This is a genomic window from Pseudomonas huaxiensis (assembly GCF_003231275.1).
In the GTDB taxonomy this organism is placed as follows: Bacteria; Pseudomonadota; Gammaproteobacteria; order Pseudomonadales; family Pseudomonadaceae; genus Aquipseudomonas; species Aquipseudomonas huaxiensis.
This window is the reverse complement of the sequence record NZ_QKVL01000148.1, coordinates 1-779: the sequence shown is the minus strand read 5'-3', so window position 1 is coordinate 779 and position 779 is coordinate 1. Positions and strand designations below refer to the sequence as shown.

The following is a 779-nucleotide window of genomic DNA, read 5'->3' as shown; positions in this document are numbered from 1 at the left end:
ACGGAAGCGGTCGATGACTTGGTTGGTGCCGGGCTTGACGATGGAGAGTTCGACACCGCATTGGAAGATGATCCCGCCTTGGGCCGTTGCGTGACGCCTTCTCCAGCGTTCGGCGCGGACTTGCGACCAGTCGTAGGCCACGGGTACTACCTGCCAGCGTTCGAATGGGTTCCACCAGCGGTGCTTGAAGTTGTAGGCATAGAGGCGTTGGCGGGCGCGGTTGAAGCGAAGGGGGAGATCCCGGGGAGGTGATACTTCGACTTTCCAAAAGATAGCGCATGACCAAATCACGATGAGGATAGTGGAAATGAGCATCACCCATTGCTCAAGCTTCATCACACGCCACTCTAATAAAGCAAACCATGAGAATACGACCGGGTAGATACTTAGCACTGGTACTAGCCAGATCATCCATCCTCGGGCAAGGGCCGACGCACGCGGTAGCTCCAGAAAGACATCATCTTGATGGTTGGGCGTATCGAACCCAAGCGCCGGAATTACTACTGGCGACTCGCCGGGACCGGGCAAGTCCTCTTTCCAGCCGGGACAAGGCGGTACGAGTTGAGGCCTTTTCATTCGGAGCCCCACCCCTGCCATTCGCCAATCTTGTTTTCCTTCACGATCAGCCGGGCTACGCCCGCTTCATCTGCGAACTTGATGGTTTGAACATCGAGAACCCTTAAATCCACCGATATATCGCTCAGGGCAGCGCTCATGGCGCTGTCCTCGATTCCAGGTCCATATCGGCGGGCCATTCGACCTTGGGCGCCAGAAGCATG

The 779-nt window shown here is 56.7% G+C and carries 2 protein-coding genes; both read right to left on the bottom strand.

Annotated elements, in window-relative coordinates; genetic code table 11:
* A partial coding sequence (locus DM374_RS32630; RefSeq protein WP_318531831.1) for a DUF6708 domain-containing protein occupies positions 1–336 on the bottom strand: 336 nt, incomplete at its 3' end.
* A gap of 236 nt (positions 337–572) precedes the next feature.
* Positions 573–779, bottom strand: a 207-nt coding sequence (locus DM374_RS32625) for a hypothetical protein (protein WP_225422691.1), incomplete at its 5' end; no start/stop codon positions are given.